The organism is Kistimonas scapharcae, from assembly GCF_039540975.1.
Classification (GTDB): Bacteria; Pseudomonadota; Gammaproteobacteria; order Pseudomonadales; family Endozoicomonadaceae; genus Kistimonas; species Kistimonas scapharcae.
Genome location: NZ_BAABFL010000132.1, coordinates 1 through 18,684, shown reverse-complemented (window position 1 = coordinate 18,684; position 18,684 = coordinate 1). Strand labels below are relative to the sequence as shown.

16 protein-coding genes are annotated in these 18,684 nt (G+C 49.1%); 9 read left to right on the top strand and 7 right to left on the bottom strand.

Annotated elements, in window-relative coordinates:
* Positions 1-33: 33 nt before the first annotated feature.
* Both ABD892_RS09045 and ABD892_RS09040 read left to right on the top strand, forming a co-directional pair.
* On the top strand, positions 34-633 hold the full coding sequence (locus tag ABD892_RS09045; protein ID WP_345195217.1) for a twin-arginine translocation signal domain-containing protein: 600 nt from the start codon (positions 34-36) through the stop codon (positions 631-633).
* Between the two features lie 70 nt (positions 634-703).
* Positions 704-2,326, top strand: coding sequence for a GMC family oxidoreductase (locus tag ABD892_RS09040; protein ID WP_345195216.1), 1,623 nt, complete (start codon positions 704-706; stop codon positions 2,324-2,326).
* Here the strand turns inward: ABD892_RS09040 and ABD892_RS09035 are convergent.
* Positions 2,314-2,475 carry a hypothetical protein gene (locus ABD892_RS09035; RefSeq protein WP_345195214.1) on the bottom strand — a complete coding sequence of 54 codons (162 nt, stop codon included), beginning with the start codon at positions 2,473-2,475 and terminating at the stop codon, positions 2,314-2,316. The genes ABD892_RS09040 and ABD892_RS09035 overlap by 13 nt on opposite strands.
* Before the next feature lie 27 nt (positions 2,476-2,502).
* Here ABD892_RS09035 and coaD point away from each other — a divergent pair, with 27 nt between their 5' ends.
* The 3 genes from coaD to ABD892_RS09020 all read left to right on the top strand — a co-directional run bounded on the left by coaD (position 2,503) and on the right by ABD892_RS09020 (position 4,921).
* The gene (gene coaD / locus ABD892_RS09030) at positions 2,503-2,985 is read left to right on the top strand and encodes a pantetheine-phosphate adenylyltransferase (protein ID WP_345195213.1); all 483 of its coding nucleotides are present in this window, start codon (positions 2,503-2,505) and stop codon (positions 2,983-2,985) included.
* 40 nt (positions 2,986-3,025) lie between these two features.
* On the top strand, positions 3,026-3,277 hold the full coding sequence (locus tag ABD892_RS09025; RefSeq protein ID WP_211829958.1) for a YfhL family 4Fe-4S dicluster ferredoxin: 252 nt from the start codon (positions 3,026-3,028) through the stop codon (positions 3,275-3,277).
* Between the two features lie 132 nt (positions 3,278-3,409).
* Complete coding sequence (locus tag ABD892_RS09020; protein WP_345195211.1) at positions 3,410-4,921, top strand: protein DA1; 1,512 nt, start codon at positions 3,410-3,412, stop codon at positions 4,919-4,921.
* Positions 4,922-5,185: 264 nt separating this feature from the next.
* On the opposite strand, the gene ABD892_RS09015 is transcribed toward ABD892_RS09020, so the two are convergent.
* From ABD892_RS09015 to ABD892_RS09005, 3 genes are all read right to left on the bottom strand, one after another.
* The gene (locus tag ABD892_RS09015) at positions 5,186-6,442 is read right to left on the bottom strand and encodes a hypothetical protein (protein ID WP_345195209.1); all 1,257 of its coding nucleotides are present in this window, start codon (positions 6,440-6,442) and stop codon (positions 5,186-5,188) included.
* Positions 6,443-6,505: 63 nt separating this feature from the next.
* On the bottom strand, positions 6,506-7,354 hold the full coding sequence (locus ABD892_RS09010) for an outer membrane lipoprotein-sorting protein (protein ID WP_345195208.1): 849 nt from the start codon (positions 7,352-7,354) through the stop codon (positions 6,506-6,508).
* Between the two features lie 28 nt (positions 7,355-7,382).
* Positions 7,383-9,755, bottom strand: a complete 2,373-nt coding sequence (locus ABD892_RS09005) for an efflux RND transporter permease subunit (protein ID WP_345195207.1) — start codon at positions 9,753-9,755, stop codon at positions 7,383-7,385.
* A 197-nt stretch (positions 9,756-9,952) separates the two neighbouring features.
* Here ABD892_RS09005 and ABD892_RS09000 point away from each other — a divergent pair, with 197 nt between their 5' ends.
* The 4 genes from ABD892_RS09000 to ABD892_RS08985 all read left to right on the top strand — a co-directional run bounded on the left by ABD892_RS09000 (position 9,953) and on the right by ABD892_RS08985 (position 16,663).
* Positions 9,953-11,464: a hypothetical protein gene (locus ABD892_RS09000; RefSeq protein WP_345195205.1), complete on the top strand. Its 1,512-nt coding sequence runs from the start codon at positions 9,953-9,955 to the stop codon at positions 11,462-11,464.
* 277 nt (positions 11,465-11,741) lie between these two features.
* Entirely contained in the window at positions 11,742-13,097 is a 1,356-nt protein-coding gene (locus ABD892_RS08995; protein ID WP_345195204.1) for a hypothetical protein, read from the top strand.
* A gap of 88 nt (positions 13,098-13,185) precedes the next feature.
* Positions 13,186-15,507 (top strand): hypothetical protein, encoded by a 2,322-nt coding sequence (locus ABD892_RS08990; protein WP_345195202.1) that lies wholly within the window; start codon positions 13,186-13,188, stop codon positions 15,505-15,507.
* A gap of 55 nt (positions 15,508-15,562) precedes the next feature.
* The gene (locus tag ABD892_RS08985; RefSeq protein ID WP_345195233.1) at positions 15,563-16,663 is read left to right on the top strand and encodes an oxidoreductase family protein; all 1,101 of its coding nucleotides are present in this window, start codon (positions 15,563-15,565) and stop codon (positions 16,661-16,663) included.
* Here ABD892_RS08985 and ABD892_RS08980 read toward each other — a convergent pair.
* The 3 genes from ABD892_RS08980 to ABD892_RS08970 form a co-directional block, all read right to left on the bottom strand.
* The gene (locus ABD892_RS08980; RefSeq protein ID WP_345195200.1) at positions 16,656-16,880 is read right to left on the bottom strand and encodes a DUF2835 family protein; all 225 of its coding nucleotides are present in this window, start codon (positions 16,878-16,880) and stop codon (positions 16,656-16,658) included. The genes ABD892_RS08985 and ABD892_RS08980 overlap by 8 nt on opposite strands.
* A gap of 220 nt (positions 16,881-17,100) precedes the next feature.
* Positions 17,101-18,111: a tryptophan--tRNA ligase gene (locus tag ABD892_RS08975; RefSeq protein ID WP_345195198.1), complete on the bottom strand. Its 1,011-nt coding sequence runs from the start codon at positions 18,109-18,111 to the stop codon at positions 17,101-17,103.
* Positions 18,112-18,310: 199 nt separating this feature from the next.
* Positions 18,311-18,544, bottom strand: a complete 234-nt coding sequence (locus ABD892_RS08970; RefSeq protein WP_345195197.1) for a hypothetical protein — start codon at positions 18,542-18,544, stop codon at positions 18,311-18,313.
* Between the last annotated feature and the right edge of the window lie 140 nt (positions 18,545-18,684).

The window sequence follows — 18,684 nt, the reverse complement described above, 5'->3', positions numbered from 1 at the left end:
CGGAGCGCTCTTTTTTGCCGAGATAACAATAATATGAACAAACCGTCCCGGCCTGATGTCGTCACAGAGACAGAGTCCCTGCTGGTCAGCCGCCGCCGTTTTCTGAAAGCCGGCCTGGTGGGCAGCGCGGTGCTGGTGACTTCCGGCGTTGCCGTCAACATTGCACAAAAAGAATCGCCTTCAGTACATCCCGGCTACCTGTGGCTGCAGCCTCAGGATGTCGCCTTTCTGTCCGCGATTCTGCCCGCCCTGCTGAAAGACTCAATCCCTGAGGGCAATGAAGGCAAGCCTTCGGTCATCCGGGGGCTGCAACAGCTGGACAACAATATCAGTCGCATGTCACCGGCCGTCCAGCAAGAGTTACGTAAACTCTTTGATGTCGCCACAGGACCACTGACCAAGGGGATCACTACCGGTATCTGGCAGCCCTGGGAACAGGTGACGCCGGCCGAAGCCGAAACGTTCCTGCAACGCTGGCGCAACAGCCGTCTGGCCCTGTTCCGCATGGCCTACTCATCGATCAACCAGCTCAGCCTGATGGCCTGGCATGAGACCCGTGACGCCTGGCTGCACCTCGGATTTTCCGGTCCGCCGCACAGCAATATTCTGGTGACAGCCACCAACCGCTATTAACAACAGAAAAATAACCACCCTGCCCAGCAAGGCGGGGGATTGATTGCCGACGTTTTTGGGGGAGTATGGCATGGCCATCAAAGACCTGTTTGCCGAAGGTGTGAAAGGCGGCTGGAAGGTTCACAACGGGTCCCGCAGGGAAGACGGGGCACAGTTTGAGGCAGATATCGCCATCATCGGCACCGGTGCCGGTGGTGGCGTCACCGCAGAAATACTGAGCCAGGCGGGCCTGAAAGTCCTGTTGATCGAAGCCGGTCCGCTGAAATCCTCGAATGACTTCAACATGGATGAAAGCCGTGCCTACGCAGACCTTTATCAGGAAGGCTCGGGCCGCATGAGCAAAGATGGCGCCATCACCATCATGCAGGGGCGCTGCGTCGGCGGCACAACGGTGATCAACTGGACGTCCAGTTTCCGAACCCCACCGCAAACACTGCAGTACTGGACGGATAACTTTGACACCGAAGGCACCAGCGAAACCGATATGGCACCCTGGTTCGCCCAGATGGAAAAACGTCTCAATGTCCAGACCTGGCAGATTCCCGCCAATGGCAATAACGACGTACTGAAGCGAGGCTGTGACAAGCTCGGTTATGAATGGAAAATCATTCCGCGTAATGTCGCCAGCTGCTGGAATCTGGGCTATTGCGGTACCGGCTGTCCGACCAACGCGAAGCAATCCATGCTGGTCACCACCATTCCCGGCGCCCTGCAAAACAATGCAGAACTGCTCTACCTGACCCGGGCAGAACATTTTCGCTTTAACGGCGATGCTGTCAGTGAGCTGGTCTGCGCGGGTATGGATCAGCACAGCGTTCATCCCACCGGTCACCGTTTCACCGTCAAGGCAAAACACTATGTATTATCTGCCGGCGCTATTGGCAGCCCCGGCCTGCTGTTACGTTCCAATGCCCCCGATCCATACCAGCTCACCGGCAAACGGACATTCCTGCACCCTGTCCCCATGGTCATGGCCGTCATGCCGGAAAAGATCGAAGGCTACTATGGCGCCCCCCAGTCGATCCACAGCGACCATTTCCAGTGGAAAGATGGCGTTTCCGGCCCGGCAGGCTTCAAACTGGAAGCCACACCATTGCAACCCGGATTAGCCGCTGCACTGATGAAAGCCCATGGCCAAAAGATGGCCGACAGCATGGCTGACCTGCCGTATACCGCCTGCACCCTGGCCTTACTGCGGGATGGCTTTCACCCGGACAGCCCCGGCGGCCAGGTCATGCTGCGCAACGACGGCACTCCGGTTCTCGACTACCAGATGACCGATTACCTTTGGGATGGCGTTTGCCGCGCCCTGCAGACCATGGCGGAGATCCAGTTTGCCGCAGGCGCCCGCAAGGTTCGCCCCATGCATCAGGATGCGCCCTATGTGGATTCTGTGGAAAAAGTCACTGCGCTGATCAACGATCTGCCGATGGAAAAGTACCGTACCCTGATTGGCTCAGCCCACGTCATGGGTGGCTGCCCCATGGGCGAGGATCGCTACCGCACTGTCGTCAACAGTCGCGGCGAGCATCACTACCTCGAGAACCTTTCCGTCATTGACGGTTCGGTCTTCCCTACCAGCATCGGCGCCAACCCCCAATTGTCGATCTACGGCCAGGCGGCGAGAATGGCCAGCCTTCTGGCTGGCAGACTGACGGGCGCCTCCTCCGGCATCCCGATTCAGCCGGTGTAGAACACGGCACTGTATCCCGGCGCGTACCAGGCTTCAGGGCGCCGGGCGACTTGTGCTATCGTCTGCCAGTCGCTACCATGCGCAACCTTGTTGTCCGGCACTCCCCGCCAAGGTTTATACTGGGGGAAAGCCAGGTTGCAGACGGGCACACCACGAATACAGGACGATAAAGACTGATGAGCACCGTGATATACCCGGGTACTTTTGACCCGATCACCAGGGGACACGGCGATCTGGTCAGCAGGGCCGCCAGGCTGTTCGACAAGGTCATCATTGCCGTTGCCGAAAGCCCGAAGAAGAAACCCCTGTTTGATATGAAAGAACGGGTGACCATGGCACGTGACGCCACTGCCCACCTGGGCAACGTGGAAGTCTGTGGGTTCAGCTCCCTGCTGGCGGAATTTGTCCGTGAAGCCAAGGCCGACATCATCCTTCGTGGACTGCGCGCCGTGTCTGACTTCGAATATGAATTCCAGCTGGCAAACATGAACCGGGTACTGGCACCGGAAGTGGAAAGCCTGTTCCTGACGCCTGCTGAGCAGTATTCTTACATCTCCTCCACCCTGGTACGCGAAATCGCTTCACTGGGCGGGGATGTTTCCAAGTTTGTTGAGCCGCAAATCGCCGAAGCACTGAACGAAAAATACGGCAGGGCCTGAACCTGCCGCCGTCCGGCTGCCGGCATGAGAATTGAAGACCATGTCACTGATCATTACTGACGACTGCATTAACTGTGATGTCTGCGAGCCGGAGTGCCCGAACAGCGCCATCTCGCCGGGTGAAGAGATCTACGAGATCGACCCGAACCTCTGCACCGAGTGCGTGGGCCATTATGATGAGCCCCAGTGCCAGCAGGTTTGCCCGGTGGACTGTATCCCGCTGGATCCCGACAACCGGGAGACAGAAGAGGAACTGATGGAAAAGTATCGCATCATTACCGGCAAGGCGTAAGCCTTGTCGGAGTGCCATAAGCACTCATCATTCAATCGTCAGTATCACTGACTGTTCTGTTATCCCGATTCATTATCGACATCATTACAATCTGTGCGTATTTACACTTCAAAAACAAGATTGCTACTGATAATGAATAATGAAATACACCAGGAAAACTATTGTTTCTGCCTATCACGGCTACGGGGAGCCTACGACTACATAAAAACAAAAATTATTTTTTTATACCGCTCGATTAAAGCACGGTTTACCAGGAATACGATTATTCCCCGCTCCAACAGCCAGCCAGAAGAAAAGCCTATTCAATCAAGGTTTTCAAGTGTTATAGATTCTGGCATAGTTCACAGCGTCACCAATACACATGACTTTTCTCCCAAGTTAAACACCTGCCAATCAGACGCTAATCCAAATACCTCCTCCCGTTCATTCAATACCAAAAATGCTGACACTGAACACTCTATCCATGAAAACAGACATTTATGCTGCAAATGCCAAAAGCCACTGGACACTCAATGGATTATCGCGCTTGACAGGTACTGGCATCCCGACTGTTTTCGCTGTTTCAAGTGTGACAAATTGATAGAAACAGCCCAAGGTATAGCACATGAAAACGCCCCTTGGTGCCAACCATGTTATATCAAGACACAGTGCCCAATATGCGATCACTGCCAGCAGCACATACAAGACTCAACATACTTCACGACCCAACAAGAAAATTATCATCCGCAATGCTATATCGACACAAAGTGTGCAATATGTCATCACTGCCAAGATCCCATACTAAAACAACACATAATTTTTAATGGCGAAGATTATCATAAGCAATGTTATATCGACACAAAGTGTGCAATATGCCATCACTGCCAAGATCCCATACTAAAACAACACATAATTTTTAATGGCGAAGATTATCATAAGCAGTGTTTACAATTACAATGTCATTACTGCGGCACACTAATTACAGATAAAATATTCACAAACCTATGGGGAGAAAACTATTGTGATCAACATCATAATGATCCGAAATGTGTAAATTGCACACGGCATATTGATATATCGTCAGACTTCATCTTTATTAATAATATATATACTTGTTCCCAATGCTGTAGATCCCCTGAAGAATCCTCTCCCCCACCAGAAGAAATAGATGCTCTCATTACCCAACTTAAAATCGATTTAAAAACACTCGGCATGGACATTACTCAAATAGATATACCGATACGCTTTACTGACTACCAAGAACTCAACACAAAAGATCAACTATCCGGTGGACACACTATTGGTACAACAATACTAAACAAAGAAGAAGCAAAGCGCGGCATCGTAGAAATGCTCATCCAAAAAAACTTGCCACGTATTATATTATGTACGATTGTTATCCATGAATTGGTACATGTGTGGATTTTTCATCATCATCTTGAGCTCCCCGCAATGGAGGAGGAAGGTCTCTGTAAATTTATGGAATATCTATGGCTGGAAAAACAAGCTACACCATTAGCGAATGTACATATGAAACTAAAGCATCAAAACCAGTGCCCAGTTTACGGCGATGGGTTTCGTAATACCCACTCACTATACATTGAACTGGGAAGCAATATTGAAACCCTCATTGCGAGATTAAAATCAAAACGTAGCCCAAAATAAGCTTCGCCCGGTAAGACAATATCACTTCCTAACAAAAACGACTCATTTAGTACAGAACGCAATACTAAAACAAACAGCCATTACTCAATAGATAGCCATAAATAAGTTAGCACTAAGGGAGATGCACCATTAATATTCATATAAAAATAAAAAAAGATCTACTAATTTAGCATATCAATCAAAAAACCCAATATCACTCATAAATTCTGATAACCCATAACTTACTGAAAACGATTTTTCATCTTCCATACTTAATGCTTTTTATTAAAAATACCACGAAATCGCCATTTGAAGGTAATCATCCTGTCGTATAAACCCCATTTTACGCACGCTGTAATAATCCATCACTTCCTCTGTGGCAGCATTAAAACCGGATTGCGGTGAAGCCGGATCAATTAAAGAAGCCAAACGTGATGCATCATCCGTTTTCAATTCACGGCTATCGACCAATATCAAGTTAATGTTCAGCAGCAGGCTTTCCGTCAGTCGTGTATTGGCTTCCAATGAAAAGAGTCGTTCATGAGAAATATGATCCCAGAACAAACCTGCCAATGCATAGCTACTATTCGCATCATTAAAATTCCATCGTGTAGCCAACAGTATATCGTGCTCCATGCTTCCGGCAGGCGCCAGCCTCTTGCGGTCGTCGAAAGCGTATTCCGCCACCCAGCCTAAATCAATCCGGCTATCGAAAATACCAACCTGGGTATATTCAACGCCTGTCGTCAGTGCAGTAAACCGGCGTCCCTGCCCTGAACGGCTGATGGCTTCCAGTTTCAACACCCAGTCCGCCAGGCTGTACTGCAGTTCAAGGCCTGTCTGGTCAATGGTTTCATAAACCGGCACCAGTTCCGCTGCTGTCGGTACGCCCTGACCATTATCGCCAAACGTTTGTAATGTGAACCGGGGTTCCCGGCTGGTGCCGGAGAAGTGTGACAGCCCAATCTCCAGATCGCCAAGGCTATGGCTCCACCGCGCCGCCACATCAAGTCGATGCTGCCCGGCTCCTGATGCATACACGACGTCATGCGTATTCACTGTTACAGGAATTCTCAGGCGCCCGTCATCCCCGGGAAAGTTCCGCTCACGAAACCAGGGAAGGATAAACAAATCCACCAGCCCCCAATCCCGTTCAAACGAGAGATTGACCATGGGCTGCCCCAGCTTTTCCTCGCCCTCAAACCCTTCCACCAAATCTGTCTGGTTAATGATGTCCACCAGATGGATGCCTTCGGTCACACCCCAGAAGACTTTGCGGACACCTGTGCGCAACTCGTAATCCTCAGCGACATGAATCCAGCTCAATTCTCGGATATCGGCGTGTGTACGTTCTTCATCCGCGCTGTCGAGCCGTGCAAAACCGGAAAAACTGAAACTGTCGTAACCATCATTCCAGTCCGTGTAATAGTCCAGCGTGCCACTGGTGGAGTAATGACTGCGAGGCTGCCGCTGAAGTCCCTTGTGGAAAAACTGCCTCGTCTCCAGCGACAGTTTTCCAGACCATTCGTTCCCACTGGCCACGTTGCTGCATAAACTTACCAGCAGGAAAATAACAACGGCTGGATAATAAACAGCTATTGCCACTTATCGGGCACGCTTGAGACTGTTCTTGGAGAAATCCTTTTCCTTCAGTCCGGTGCCAAAGGCGTAACTGCTAAAGAGAAGCTGTGTGCTTTTACCAGTCTGATGATTGACCATCAGGCTGTTCTCAGGCCGCCAGAACTGATCGTTATACTGTTGATAACCTGTGACAGTCATGGTTTTCAGCAAACTATCCTTCCGGTCATAAAAATCGATTTTCTGGAGCCGTAGCTCTTCCTGATCAAGCCAGACGACCAGTCGCGAATACCCGGAATGCTTGTCCAGCGGAAACTGTTCCATGACATGGCAGGTCAGTGCTGCCGGGTCATCACTGCACGGTTCCTCTCGCAGATACTTATAGGTGTAGTCATCCACATTCTGTGGGTTCAAATCCTCATACGAGAATTCACTGCCGACAAAGGGACCAGACTTGTTCCGGGACACGATGCGTTTGACCCGTTTCACGGCCGGCAAATAAAGCCACTGTTCATCATCATCCTTACTGGCATGCGTCAGCAGCGCCGTCCCTTTCTGATCTTTGGGTGACAGGAAAACCATCAGTGACTTGTCGTCTGAATCAGCACCTTCCAGTGTCATCTGACGCAGTTTTCGGTGGTTTTCCTCCCTGCGGGCGTTGATCAGCACCATCTCCAGTTCAGCCTTACTATCAACAAAGCCATTACCTTTAGCTTCCGCCTGCCGGGCAATGTCGAGTCCTTTTTGCTCCGGCGTCGACGCTGTTGTGGATAACACTGGCAACGCGGCAACCATGGCTGCCATTGCAATCAACCGCTTTCCCATTCCTTCTCCCCCCGTCATCCCGACATGTTTCTGGTTATTCTTTCGAGTCATTGTTTCAGGCCTTATTGGATAACCGCCGTCACGTCACGGTATCCGTTTCCACCGTTCTGAGGGCGGGTTCCTCAGCCTTCCTGGTGAGCGTTGGTGGTTGCTGTCCTGCCTTTCCAGACGCCAGCATAAGCAGCAGGCTGGGCAAAAACAGGAAATCAAAAAAGAGCGCCACCACGATAGTGATCGCCACCATCAGGCCGGTCAGCATATTGGCGTTGAAATCCGAGAGGGTCAGTACCAGGAAGCCAGCCGTCAGGGTAATGGATGTAATCGCCAGGGCTGATCCGACCTTGTGGAAAACGTCGTGAATCGCTTCAGCCGGAGATAACCCCCGCTTACGTCCTTTCAGGTATTTACTGAGAAAATGCACGGTGTCGTCGACCACAATGCCCAGCGTCATGCAGAAGACAACCGCCACCGCCAGATTCACTTCCTGCACCGCCATGCCCCATAAACCCATGGCCATCGCTGCCGGGAAGGCATTGGGTATCATGCTCAAAAGACCGTAGCGGAATGATCGCAACGCCAGCATCAGAGTCAGCGAGATCAGGATCACCGCCACCACATTGCCATTGATCATGCTGTGAATATTGCGCTGGCCGATGTGGGCAAACATCAGTGACAACCCAGTACCCGTTGCCTGCAGTTCCGGGGCATTATCGACAAACCATTGCTGCGCCAGCTGATCCAGATCGATGATCTCCTGCGCCTTGAGATCCCTGGCAATCACATCCACCCGCATGGCTGACTTATCAAACGTCAGCTGATTACTGAGATCCAAACCAAACGGCAGTGACAGCTCATATAACAGCTGGTACTGGGACGCCTCTTCCCGGGTATCCGGCAACCGCTGCCAGGCCGGATCATCACCATGCATATTCCTGTTTAATCGTTTGATGGTTTCCAGGTAGCTGGTGACATGCACCACCGCATCCTGCTGCCGGTACCATGTCTCAAATGCTTCAGCCTTGGCCAGGAAGGCCGGTTCATTGATCCCGCCCGACGCCCCGGAATCCAGCGAGTAAGAGATGACCGTCATCCCGGCGACATTCTCCTGCAGGTAATCCGCCGCCTGACGGATATCGGTGTCCTTGCTGAAGTAATGAACAATGCTGTCGTTCAACTCATTACGGGGGATAAAGCTGATAATCAGAAGGGAAACCGCCAGCGTGGTAAAGAAAACCGGCCGATGATGGCGAACGACAAAGCGGCTGAATCCGGTCAGTACTTTTGCCGTAATATCCTGCGCATCATTCTCCGGCACCTTGATAGGCAGCCCGCGGGAGAGACCCATTACGATCATCGGCAGAAGCGTCAGGGTAAAGACAAAGGCACAAGTCACACCGATGGCCGTGATGGTGCCTAATTCCCGAAATGGCGGGCTGTCACTGAAATTCATGGCCAGGAAGCCAATCGCAGTGGTCAGGCTGGTCAGAAAGATAGCCTGAAAATTAATCTCCAGACTCTCTTCCAATGCGGCGTGCTTAGCCATTCCACTGCGCAGGCCCTGCAGAAAGACCACGAGAACGTGGACACAGTCTGCGACCACCAGAGTCATGACCACGGTTGGCGCCAGGGCATTGACCTGGTTGATAGCCAACCCCATGAAACCAGTGATCCCCATGGTGGTCGCAACACTGACAGCAATAATGACAATCGTTGCCAGCGTACAGGCCAGCGAACGCATCAGCAGCGTCAGTAATACCAGAACAATGATAAACATGATTGGCATCAGCGTGCTGGCGTCGTTCATCGCCATCTCATTGAACGCCTGGTTGATCGCAGCCATTCCCATGAGGTGAACGATAATATCCGGGTTTTCCGCTTCAGCCCGGGCTTTCATCGCCTCCGCCACGACCATAACGGCATCAATTGCTTCCCGCTGATCCTCGGGCAGGTTCAGGCGAATATTGATGTTGGTCGCCTGGCCATCTTTCGCCAGCAGACGGTTGACCAACGATTCCTGGGCCAACGCAAGCTTTCGTATACGGGCAGCGTCTTCATAGCTCAGAGCAGAGGCATCTTCCACAAGGAAATCAACAAGCAGGTCATCCTCTCCGGCACGGGTGAGCTGGTAATTAGTGACAGAATCCACCCTTTGGCTATAGGGAATCTGCCAGCTCTCCTCGGTCAGCCAGCCGATGGTCTTCAGTGTTTGAGGGGTAAAGACATCCTTACTGAGTGACTGGATAGTAAAAACGACATTATCAGAACGGACATAGTCCTGCTCCATGGCGTCATGAGCCTGCAGCTGGAGATTGTCTGGCTTGAAGAAGATCCGGAAGTTACTGTCGAAATACAGTCGTGTCAGCCCTGTGGACAAAAGCAGGCACAACCCGATGCTCCCTATCCCCAGCACAAACCGGTAACGCATGAAAAAACCGGCAAACCACCTGTCCATAAGCACTCCTGAATATGAACGGGTGTTTTTATTATGATAGCCGTAATATTACATTGACCTTTTCGGCACCATGCCGCCGTCAAGATTACTTACCCAGCGGGTACTTGAGGAGTAATGAACTTTGACAAACGTAAAAGGTCATAGAGATAGAAAGCCATCACTTTAACGTGTGAAAGATGCACACAGGACATTATGCCATGGAAGATTCACAACAACCCATAAGCCAAGTGGCCTTTACTGCCAGGAGGCACCATTACCCAGATGCCTGCAGGAACTGTCGAGAAGCACTCTTTGACCATTTTACGGTTAGAACCTGCCTACCCTTTGATACTAGGCAGGAATGGCAGCCCACCCTTTCACAAAGAGTCTGGTATTGGTTTAAAACAAGCATACTGAAACCCATATCAGAAAGAATGATCACTCTCTTTTCCCCCAAAAATACCATTGAGAAAATAATCGATAGCGAAGTATCTAATTTACGACAAGAAATAAATACCTTACTGCAACCGTTCTCACCCAGTCCATTTCGCCAGCGCTATGATCGAGCAAGAGCATCGCATGATCTCAACGAGTCTATTGATTTTCTTAATGAATACTTCGAGGCATACATAACCCTTCACTGCGAGACGGTTTTAAGCAGATACGAAAGACTGCCCGCTGCTGATAAAATGCGATTAATCAACCATCTCAAACACACGCTACTGAATAAAGACATTCCACAGAAATTCCAAGAAAATTTAAATACAAATACCGCTTTCATAGCATCAGAAACACCTCGCGCAAGACATTCAAGCCGCTTAATAAAACCTAGTCATAAAAAAGCAAAAAAAATAACATTTCCCGATCAGATTGCTCATACATTATGTGAGAAACTTGCATGCTGTGCTGAAAAATTAGAATCCTCCTATTACCAACTTGTCAAAAACTGGAGACCCGTATCCGGTGGTCTCAATCATTTATTAGAAGAAGGCCACCTATCACCTAAGGCATTTTGCAGACTTCAGCAAACCTATCGGCAAGGTATCATAGATACCACAAAGGCTATTTCGCAAAGGCCCCACTATCTATACATACCATCGAATAAAGAGGGTATCGGTATCACTGGCAGCTTGAACTTCATGCAAGACCTCATCACCGGATCCATGCTGGAAGATTTTGAGGGCGAGAATTTTTCAGATTCGGATGTCTATGGTGACCTTCAAGATAAAATGGAAAAAAAACTAAAATGTATCCATTATTTTAAGCAATTAACGCAAAATAATGTCGTTGCATGGCATACATTAAGCTGTCATATGCATCGAACCCACCAGAACAATCTCGAAGCCACGTTACACCAAACGCTCAACAATGTACTTGGTTGCAAGGTCATCCTCCCTCCCCCTGTAAGACGATACAAAGTTTACCGAAGCGACGATGATGCCAGTCACATAGTTATTAAACATATATTTGAATACTATCAACTTGCAGAAGCATTGCCTCCAAAAGCAGACAAGCTTTTGCCATGCGCCTCGTCTCTGCCTACCCCTACAGCTCAGACGCCGCCCAGTATGACTGCAGTGGATAATTTTGCAGATGCCAGAAATCTTTCGATCTACAGAGAAAGCTGGAGTCATGCAAAGATCACCGCCTCTATGGAGTTTATGATTGACCTCAATCAACCGGATCGAGCAATGGTATCGCCATTCGATCTACACTTGGCATTACCCTAACCCCATGAAGTTCCAGGCAGCACGAACCTGCTTGATGATCATTGTACAATTCCCCGTCAAGAAAGCATCCCATATCCTATAGCTGCCCAAATATCGTAAATAAGCCCTTGTTTTAGCAATGATTTCCCCCCCGCTTACCCATGACCTTAAGGTGCGGCTCATACTTCAAAAATAAGCATGAACTAAACAGCAATATCAGTGTCTAAAAAATTGACAGGGGCAATTGACTGCCAGTTAGCCCGTCTTTTTCCATTTATCACTACAGAAGGTATTCAACGTGGCAATTCCACAGGCTGGCACTAGCCAAGAGCATACGTCTGTGCCTAACAGAGGCATTCCCAGGACTTGTGGGCAACGATTTTTCAGTCGTTTCACTATAAAGACCACTATGCCAAACCAGTCATTGATGGAGCGTTTGCTGGCGCTGCCTGGAAATATGTATGACTGGTTAAAGTTCGAAGTGATAATTCCACTGACTGAACGATTGATCCTACTCGTCAGCCCAAAAAGCCCATTAGACAGACTTATAGAAGATGAACAAAGGGCGATAAAAAGAGAGTTTTCAAATATCATCTACAGCTCAGACGGAACACTTAAGGAGGAGGTAATATGTCATAGATTCGAGGAATACCTCAATGTCGTCATGGATAGAAACACTGACCTTTCCCCTACTCAAAGAATGAAGCTTATCTGCGCTCTACGAGATGAACTGTTATCGATATCTCTAAACAACAGGTATATTGATCAAGTATTGCTTAAACGTTGGACTTTGCGAGATGATGTATTAAAAGAGGCTCGCCACCTTATCGGAGGTGCACTCAATCAAATCATCGCCAAGTATTATCAAGAAATTGAAAGAATCGCAAATCAAGCAGAAAATGGTTGCATATCAGGATTTCTATCACAATGCCACCATGATTTAAATCTATCAGAAGCAAACACAATAAGGCTCTACAATGATTTTAGAAGTTACTATAAACATTATACTGAGAATATGTCTTGTAACCCTGAAAGGTTTATGAGAGATGCAGAGTCTCCCACTATAGTACCCCACGCATTTAATACAGACTTTCACAGAGAAGGGGTCACCTTATCCTACCCTGCCAGAGACGGCAGGCAACCATTAGAGCTACCTATAGTGGAAAAGTCAGAACGTAAGCAAAAAGAAACAGCCTTAATGGAGCACTTACAGGAAATAACAGGAAATAATGCGAGAGCCATCTATACAATATGTTCACATTTGAACCAATTTCCAAAGCGTGCCACACATTACTTTTTCACCCGTGTTCTGAATCAATGCCTTGGCCTAGAATTTTCACTAGACAGAGATCATGCAGATATTAAGACTTGTATCGGCGTCGACGAAGACAACAATAATAAAATCGTTATTGTGCAAAAATTAGACATCAAACATGATATTGGCCATGAGGAAAACAGCGACAATAACACTTCAGGCCCTAACTCTTTACGTGTCACAACAGAAGGAAGGGATAGTCAATATTCTTCTTTATCGGACTATCAGGAAAGATGGATTGGTATGGCTATGAGCATTGAGACACGTGTCACCATAGATATAAACAATCCAGAATATGCTTTGGTTGAACTAATGGACCCATTTATTCATTTACCTTAGCCATTCGGCATTAACACGTTTATTAATGGAAACAACTAACTTACTTAAAATAGATAGCCCTTTAGACTTTAATTAATGGTAGTAATTTATGTTAGAAACTACTAAGAACGAAACGATAAGACACCATAGCGGCAGCGAGCAAAGTACGAACTCAACTCGTCCTGAAAACAACGGCCGCCATGCAAACAGAAATGTCAGTGGAACACATCCAATACAAACCATGATCAACGGACTCATGGCATTTCTTGGCTGCATAAGCACTCTATTCAGAACCCTGAGAGAGCGCTGCTGCTTTTGCTGCCCATCCGAAGAGCGTGCCTATATTCCATCCTCTGATCCGACTTTACACACAAGGGGCAGGAGCAGATACCATAGCGTTTCTGATGATGATTCTTTTGATACAAGCGTCGTCGCCTTACCTAAGGAGCGTTCCCCAGATAACCGCCAGCCGCAAACAGACTTAATACCCTCGATCACTGCAGACGCTGCCAATGTTTTTCCAGACACATCCAGTGCTCCGCAACAGTCAGACGACACTTCGAAACGAAAGAGGCAGATCACAGCTATAGCGATTGTCCACACAGTGCCGGAAGATAGCAGAACCGCCTCACCAGACCTGCAGGTGGATACGACCATAGAGCCAGCAGCCACCGTTACGACGCTCTCTCAACGGCCTACTGTGGCAATCACTGACACGCCTGAAGCCGAATCCACCCTGGCTCAGGATACCTCTCAGACCGATCAAACAAAGAGCTCTATTGTCCTTCCAGTAAAAGCACGACAAGAAATAGCCACTGGTGAAGAGAGCTCCCTTGAGGCCATTCTTTCATCAGACGTTGGGGATGCTGTTTCTTTACCGGCACTATCAAGCCCAACGTTGCGAATGGCACGTAAGGAGGCAAGTGAATCACCGCACACGTTAGACAAACAGGACGAAGCGCCAGACGCTGACATACAACCAACAGACCCGGTGACGCATGGCACGGTTTGTCAGGTATATTCGATTGAAGATACCTATGACATTGCACCTGCCATGCCAACGATGACACAGACTGAATTGTCTACCTCTCAGTGCGGGCAGGCTTTGGCACGCTGTGCTGTCGATAACGAAGCGGGTTTGGTGGACGCATCATCTTTCAGCCTTACACCTAAGAAACCAATGTATATCGTGCTAGATGGTGCATCACTTCCTGTTCAGTCAGTTGATGATGTCGACAATTATCTCAGTTCGTTAAGTGAAAGCTTTAGTGACGAATCCACTGAACTGCAGTCAGATTTTGTCACTGCAACCCGTATGGATATGGCGGACTGCAATGAAACTGCAATTAAAGAGCTGGAAACGCTCATCATGGCACAATGTAAAGATTTAACGCTTGAGTCACCCGATGATGCATGGAACGCTTTCGCACAAGCCATTTGCGATAAATGCCAAAGCATGATTGAACCTCAAAAGCCCGAACCTGGATACTTGGGTGCGTTTTATTCTTATATATGGGGAACGCAGGAATCAGAAGCCGTACATCCCAGTTTTCATTTAATTGCTTCCGTTGCCCATGTTCTAAATGGTTTCCCTGATTACAATACCGCATTAAGCACTCAGTTCGAACAGCAACACCAAGAGAACATATATCCTTTCCGAAGAAAGGTGATTGCCTGTATGAATGTTGTTTTAAAACATCTCGACCTTGAAAACAGGTTCAAAACAGCAGTGAGACAATATGCAAAACCTATTCAAATCAGTATTGAGAATGGACGAGACACCACCAATCAGGTTTCCAACTCAGAAATAACAAATATTGTCGAAAAAATCAGCGGGGCAATCAGTCATCAAGTTTCCGCTGAACAAAAAAAGGAAGGCAATCTAGTCGCGTATGGGAACATGCAATTACCCAGGCAATTTTTGGAAAAAGACCTGGGAAGAATGCACTACCAGTTTCATATAGAAGACGGTAAGACCATTGAACTCCCTGTAAATTACGAAGGCACACTGGATGAAAAGCAAACACGCGCTTTCAATGCATTATGTGCACTGACAGGCAATCGCGAGGAGGTGATACGGCAAATTTGCTTTTATGCCACTCAAGATGCACATATCGGTTTACTACGTGCGATAGAGTTCAATTTTATCTGGCGTGTTTATGGGCCAGGGTTCAGCTTTAGTGGCAGCGACGCCATTATCAAACTGTCAAAGGATTCAGCCACCGGCAACATAGTCATTACTTATGAATTTATGCGGCAGCCCGTCAGTCTGTTAACCCATAACTTTGGTAATATTGTCACCATGGAGAATTTGCGGGAGGGCTGGGATAAGTCTTTAGTCCGTTGCGAAATCTCCATCATGATTGATCCTTCAGACGCTAATAAACCTCCCACATACTTACCACTCCATGCTGAAATTGATTTACCCTGATAATCAGGCATGATCAAACGTTCCATTTCCAGCAGGAGAGCGGGCATTGGACAGGATGCATATTGCCCATTTCACCGACCCTAAGTGGCTGACGGCAGAATATTACCGGTGTGGACTTCTACAAAAGGGACACGTCCTTGAGACTGATTACACGTGTCTTAATATGCCTGACAGTGCGTCCATCTTCCTGAAGATACGACAGGTGTTCAGCCACAACACCCGCTCACTGCTACCTGACAGCATCTGCATAAAACTTCGAACTGGCATGGCAGGCATGGCTGAAGTTGCCTTCTTTCAGCTATTGGAAAAATTTCGTCTCACCGGTGACTCCCTCATGCCAAGGCTTTTACAGGGATATGACTCAAGCTCTGACATCAGTTACCTGCTGATGCCTGATATGACACAAAGCCACACAATTCTCCAAACCCAACAACAAGCCTGTACGCTGGGAACAATCCCCCATGACATGGGTTGTATCGCGGCCATCGGTACATTGGCCCACTTCCATGGCCAATGCTGGCAACCAGACCTGCTAGAAGAAGCGGCCCCCATTCTTGGACGTGGCTGCTTCTGGAATCGGGAACAGCAGTTTGCCGTTAACCAGACGCTCAGGCTCAAGGAATTCAAGGCATTCAGGGAGGCGACACAATCCTGGTTTCCGACCAGTCAACTAGAAAAGCTTGAAATGATACTGCCCACTTTATCCCGCCTTTGGCGTGATAACCTCCAACATCGGCTGGAGTCTCTGCAACAGGTGACCATTGTTCACGGTGACTGTTACTTCCGACACTTTTTTTACCCGTTGCCGGATCACCCAGCCCCAGCGTATCTATTCGATTTCGACCAGGTCACGATTCAGACTCCTGCTTATGACCTTGTTCAATTACTGGTCAGTTATTGGTCCCCGGAAACAAGACAGGAAGATCAACGGGAGTCCTCTCTATTAAGGCACTACCATGCAACATTGTGTGGCACAGGCGTGATGAATTACAGCTTCCAACAACTGATGATGGACTACCGTGTTATGGTGATATTGCAGCTGTTTGCCGCCATCAAGGAACAGGTCAGAGGATGCGCCAAGCCGCTATGGCTCAACCGCCTCATGTGCCTGCTCGGCGCCTTTGAGGATCTTGACTGCCAGCAACTGCTCAGCTGATACGGCTGATTCCCTGGAATTTGCCGCCATCGTCGTAACGGATCTCAAATCGCCCGTAGATACCCTGGTGCGACACAAACTCCAGCAGGATATCGTAAGGGACACTGATACTCTGCCCGTCGTCCGTATACGCCTGAACCCGGTTCTTTTGCCCCATGTAATATTGTTTGACCTGCTCAGAAGTCAGGTTAACCGTAATAATGGCCTTGTTTGCCATGACACTCCCTGTTATCGATCTTGCCTATCTGTTAACAAGCTTAAAAACTGACGTTCGCCTTCGCAAACAATAATCAGAAGACTGTCTGTCTACGCAGCTGTTTATTTCGAATCGAAATAGGGCAAAAAGTTCAGATTAACGGCGGTCTCTTCCTGGATGGCACGAAAAGAAGATTCCGCTTCCGCACCATCCATCGGTTGGCCGTGAAAGAGGCGTTTGATTAGCCCAGGGGACGAATGCCGACCGCCTGACGCACCTTCGCCAGGCGGGCTGACGCTTCATTACGGGCCTTGTCAGCCCCCTTGCGCAGCTCCTGCTCGACATAGCCAGGATCCTGCATCAGCTCCTCGTAACGGGCGCGGGGGTCAGCCAGATGATCGTTCAGGTATTCAAACAGTTCCTGCTTCAGCTGTCCCCAGCCTGCGCCTTCTTCATACTGGCGACGCTTGGCGGCAATCTCATCAGCCGTTGCGAAGGCTGACCAGATCTCGAACAGAGTGCAGCTGTCCGGGTCTTTCGGCTCACCGGGTTCCAGGCTGTTGGTCTTGATCTTCATGATCAGCTTGCGCAGCTTTTTCTCCGGCACAAACAGCGGGATCGTGTTGTTGTAGCTCTTGCTCATCTTGCGGCCATCCAGGCCACTCAGAACCGCTGTCGTATCTCCTACCACGGCTTCCGGCATGGCAAACAGCTCGCCGTAATGGTGGTTGAAGCGACCGGCAATATCACGGGCCATTTCCAGGTGCTGGATCTGATCCTTGCCGACAGGCACTTTATGGGCGTTGAACATCAGGATATCTGCAGCCATCAGCACGGGATAGCTGAACAACCCCATGGTGATGCCCTTGTCGGGATCCTTGGCGTCGCTTTCTTCGTTCTTCTGCACAGCATCCTTGTAAGCATGTGCACGGTTCATCAGGCCTTTGGCGGTCATGCAGGTCAGGATCCAGCACAGTTCCGGTATTTCCGGGATATCCGACTGTCGATAAAACGTCACCCGGTCAGTATCGAGGCCCAGGGCCAGCCAGGTCGCCGCGATCTCGCGAGCGGATTCGTGCACACGCTCCGGGTCCCAGCACTTGATCAACGCATGATAATCCGCCAGGAAAAAGAATGATTCCGTATCATCCTGCAGGCTGGATTTGATGGCCGGGCGAATCGCCCCGACATAATTGCCGAGATGGGGCGTACCAGTCGTGGTAATACCGGTGAGGGTTCTGATCGTGCTCATGGGTGACAATAAATTCCTGTCGCCAGTCGAGAAAGGGTCGGATTATAAGAGAAACAGGGAGGCATTTCCCGAAATCCTTTAACGCTTTGATTTATATAACTATTTAGGGGAATGCAAAACAGGGAATTTGGGATCAAAACCCCTCAAATACCCCCTGAAAACCCTGCCAATGATCCCAATTTGATCCCAAAATAACCACTCAAACACTGCGCCGGAAAAAAGGCAGGTCAGGCGTCATCGTTTTTACATCGCCATGTTCAACAATGGCCCTGTTACCCGCAGGTACCGTTTCCCCATTCACAATAGCGATCGATCCGTCGCGCATCTGTACGGTACTCGTCCCGTTACCATTGTTGCTAAGGATGTTAACGACGCTACGTGAATGGCTCGGCAGCAGCGAGGAAAATCGCTTCCAGATATTGGTAGTTGCCATCAGTAGTGTCTCTCCAGCTCGACCGTTTGTGTGACTTTAGCAGCGCCGGAGCGGGGCGCTCGGATGCTGGTGGAAAGACACAGGCCAAACCATGCTCCGGTACATTCAGTAACCTCAACCAGCTTACCTGGCATCACCAA